We start from the raw sequence: 3,726 nt of genomic DNA, 5'->3' as shown, positions 1-3,726 counted from the left end.
TCATAGGCAGTATCATGATCAAAAATACCATGATTTTACGTTTTAACTGGGCCTGTCTGCTAGTATTAGTACTACGTTCTATTTTATCTAGATATCGGTCTTTAGCTTTGTTTACATCGCTAGATTTAAACTGAAAATGCTGACAATTAGCTTGAGTAGTTTCTCTCAGTTCATGAGCTAAAGCTTTAGCCATGTAATTTAAGAAACGCGAGTTTCGTATTAAGATGCCTAAATTATGGTTAATGAATATGCTATAATCCTTATCCTTTCAAGGTTTGTAAGAGGTGTGACAAGTTTTACAATTTAATAGTTATAGTCAAAAAAGACAATTTACTAAAAATTTATGCAGTTTTAAGTACATTTTATAACAAAAACAATATTACTAATATCCTCGTAACCCAGTTACTATCAGCTATTCAGTTCCTCTATTAATACGAAACTCGCGTTATAGAGGTAATTTTACTCAGCAAGAAAATTATCACAATTATCAGAATCATCATAATTATCCAAGTGGCTCAAACAGAATTAATAGTTTTGGTAATAAGAATTTTTCTAAAACAAATAAACAATTAAGAGAGCGATTTCTTAAAGATGATGAGAATGGGCAGCATCAATTAGATGAAGAATCTACGGCAAATAATAACATCCTAGAGCAAGAAGGTGGATTTTAATGTCCCCTTCGGGGATAAGAAATCCCTCGCCTTCAGGTGAAGGGAAGATATAATGAAATTGCTTTAGCAATGAATTTATATCAAGAAACATGAGAAGTTATAGAAAGAATAGTCATAGTCAGTATGATTTAAAAGTACATCTTATATGGATACCAAAATATAGGAAGAGAGTATTGATAGGCAAAGTAGCGGAAAGGGCTAGAGATTTACTAAGGCAGATTTGTATGGAACATGAAGTATATATAATTTCAGGGAAAATATCATGTGATCACGTGCATATGTTTATCTCATATAAATCACAAATATCTCTTAGCAAGTTAGTACAGTATTTAAAAGGTAGTAGCTCAAGAATTTTATTGCAAGAATTTGCTCATTTAAGAAAACAATTTTGGGGCAATCATTTGTGGGCTAGGGGCTATATGGCGGTCAGTTCAGGTAATATAACTGATGAAATGATACAGCGCTATATTGATGAACAGGAAGGTGAACCTGTGAATGATGATCGATTTCTAATCGATTCCACTTTATAACCCCTCAGCTTATAGCTGAGGGTTCTTTAGTATCAGCAGCTGTAAATTAATGTCATATCGTAGCGACTTTGATTGTCCTATTCCTGAAGGGATAAAGTGTAAATCTTTATATGAAGTCAATAAAATGGCAGATCTTGGTATATTCGATCCGGATAAACAATATAACATATGTTGTTTAGGTAAGAATAAAAAACTTAAAGGTAATTAGATGAAGCCTAATATCCATAAAGATTTTTCTCGCATAAGCCTTTCTAAGCATTTTGTTTATGAGTCATATGATAAGGATTCCGGTTTATTTTTTAATAGAGCTTCAGTAGGATTTGTACTGCTTGGCGGACCAATTGTTGGAGCAAGCTTGCTAGCTCAAGGTGAGATTGCTGAATTTATCAAAAGTGATGAGAATTTACCAGCAGGTAGTAGTTTTCAAGTGCTGATGATTGGCTGTGATCATATAAAGGAATATTTAGATAATTGGCAATCACATCGCAAGGGTGGCATCTTTTCTGAGTTAAGTAATAAAAGAGCAAAGTTTCTCCAAGATAAAGCTACAGAAGAAGGAAGTATCAAGGATATAGTTTTATTAATTTCAGTAACTATTCCGACGCTTAAGATTGATATTAATGAAATGATTCGCAGAAAAGAAGTACTGCAAGATACATTTAAATCAATTGGCATGTTAACTGAAGATGTAGATGCCAAATTATTATTAAAATTGATGCGTTTAATTTTTGGTTGGAATATAGCAGAGCAACCCGAGCTTAATCCTTATGATATATTATCGCAGCAGATTTTACCTAGTGATTTTTCTTTGTTTGAAGAGGAAAATTCTGTTCGTCTTAATAACGATCAGATATTTCTATCTTTAGAGGCAAGTAAAAGACCATCATAGTGGCGATTATCAGCCATGGATTTATTTTTAGGTAATGAAATGCGTCGAGATGAATATATTAGATCCAATTTTCTAATGCATTTTGGTTTGCAAATAGCAGCTAATCAAATGATAGCTAAAACAGCAGCAATTACAAAAAGAGAAGCTTTAGAGAGAAATATTAATGCTGGTATGGGTAAATTTTTTCCAAATCTAGCACATGAAGCAGAGGATTTAGCAGGAGCAGTAGCAAGTCTGCAAAGTGGTGATCGGGTAGTAAACATCCACTTCAATGTTATTATGTATGGAAGTACAGATAAAGCTAAGACTGCAGCATCACAGTTTTGCTCAAATATGCGAAGAAGTGGTTGGTATTTTGTTCCTTGCAAATATGATCATTTAGCTGTGGTTCTTGCAAGTTTACCTATGCAGTTAGTTGAGGTGACAGCTAATTCTTGGACCAACAAATTTAAAGGCATATTATCACCTAAAATAGTAGGAGTTGGGGTAGCATTATCAAGTCTTGGTAGAGGCATAAAAACTATTGCTGCAGAAAGTAAAGTATTACTGCCCATTATTGGTGAATGGAAAGGCGATTTAATATCTCCTGGTATGCTACTTGTAGGCAAAAGAGGACAGATTATGTATTGGTCACCTTTTGGTAGTGCTTTGATAGCAAAATCAGGACGCAATACTAACTCAACGCCAAATGAGAATTTTAATCTTTGTATAGCAGGAGTTCCTGGCTCTGGTAAATCAGTTTTTATGCAGGAATTAATGCTGTCAGTGCTTGGAGTTGGTGGCAAGGTATTTGTTCTTGATTATGGGAGATCATTTAAAAGAACTTGTTTGTTACTGGGTGGTAATTATATAACGCGAGTTTCGTATTAATAGAGGAACTGAATAGCTGATAGTAACTGGGTTACGGGGATCTTGATAATACTGTTTTTGTTATAAAATGTACTTAAAACTGCATAAATTTTTAGTAAATTGTCTTTTTTGACTATAACTATTAAATTGTAAAACTTGTCACACCTCTTACAAACCTTGAAAGGATAAGCATTATAGCATATTCATTAACCATAATTTAGGCATCTTAATACGAAACTCGCGTTAAATAGAGTTAAAAAAATAAGTGCTGAATTTAAAAATGATGTGCCGAGTGAATTAGGCAACAACAAAACAGTAATAGCTTTTTATAGAAAATCACTTAGTTTCTTACAAAATCAAACAGATCAAAATCAGCATGAAGCAAGTGTTAAAATTGCTCTTGATACCTATGAGATCATTAAGAAAAAATAATTGTTCATTGGACAAAAAACACTAAAATTTTAAATGAAATGAGAAATTCACTTGATGATTATTTTTTTGATGTCGTTAAAAAAGAAATTGGGATTAATTTTAATATCGAAAATTTAAGTGATGTTGTGGAAAGCTTAATTGATTTTGCTAAAGATCATGAAGCTAAATGATTTGATTTAAATAACGCAAATAGCGAATTATGCAATAATTCGCTATTGTAGAATTTTTAAGCTATCAATATTTATATAATATCTGTAGTCGTATTATCGTAATATTTTCCTAATATGTCTAAAGCGTTTTGGTCATAGTCATTTTGATTAGCAGTGTGTCATACCGGTTCATAATTTTGATCTTT

The 3,726-nt window shown here is 32.4% G+C and carries 4 protein-coding genes and 2 pseudogenes; 5 read left to right on the top strand and 1 reads right to left on the bottom strand.

All coding sequences use genetic code 11. The features are described from left to right. Window positions 1–202: pseudogene (locus REIS_RS15185) on the bottom strand (hypothetical protein); the annotation flags it as partial. 558 nt (window positions 203–760) lie between these two features. On the opposite strand from REIS_RS15185, the gene tnpA reads away from it, so the two are divergent. The 5 genes and pseudogenes from tnpA (at window position 761) to REIS_RS16605 (ending at window position 3,541) form a co-directional block, all read left to right on the top strand. Then, window positions 761–1,201, top strand: coding sequence for an IS200/IS605 family transposase (gene tnpA / locus REIS_RS10130; RefSeq protein WP_008579324.1), 441 nt, complete (start codon window positions 761–763; stop codon window positions 1,199–1,201). Between the two features lie 49 nt (window positions 1,202–1,250). Beyond that, window positions 1,251–1,409 (top strand): conjugal transfer protein TraV, encoded by a 159-nt coding sequence (locus REIS_RS13665; protein ID WP_241760975.1) that lies wholly within the window; start codon window positions 1,251–1,253, stop codon window positions 1,407–1,409. Then, window positions 1,410–2,942: pseudogene (locus tag REIS_RS10120) on the top strand (TraC family protein); the annotation flags it as partial. It lies immediately after the preceding gene. Between the two features lie 282 nt (window positions 2,943–3,224). Further along, window positions 3,225–3,371, top strand: a complete 147-nt coding sequence (locus REIS_RS15180) for a hypothetical protein (RefSeq protein ID WP_241760974.1) — start codon at window positions 3,225–3,227, stop codon at window positions 3,369–3,371. A 38-nt stretch (window positions 3,372–3,409) separates the two neighbouring features. Beyond that, window positions 3,410–3,541 (top strand): hypothetical protein, encoded by a 132-nt coding sequence (locus REIS_RS16605; RefSeq protein ID WP_037213579.1) that lies wholly within the window; start codon window positions 3,410–3,412, stop codon window positions 3,539–3,541. Window positions 3,542–3,726 lie beyond the last annotated feature (185 nt).

Origin of the sequence: Rickettsia endosymbiont of Ixodes scapularis, assembly GCF_000160735.1 — a bacterium.
Classification (GTDB): Bacteria; Pseudomonadota; Alphaproteobacteria; order Rickettsiales; family Rickettsiaceae; genus Rickettsia; species Rickettsia tamurae.
The sequence above is the reverse complement of the archived record's forward strand: the minus strand, read 5'-3'. Positions and strand labels throughout refer to the sequence as shown.

Bases quoted from the DNA above. Each gene is read 5' to 3' on its own strand.
- REIS_RS13665 (WP_241760975.1), top strand. From the start codon at position 1,251: ATGTCATATCGTAGCGACTTTGATTGTCCTATTCCTGAAGGGATAAAG.
- tnpA (WP_008579324.1), top strand. From the start codon at position 761: ATGAGAAGTTATAGAAAGAATAGTCATAGTCAGTATGATTTAAAAGTA.
- REIS_RS16605 (WP_037213579.1), top strand. From the start codon at position 3,410: ATGAGAAATTCACTTGATGATTATTTTTTTGATGTCGTTAAAAAAGAA.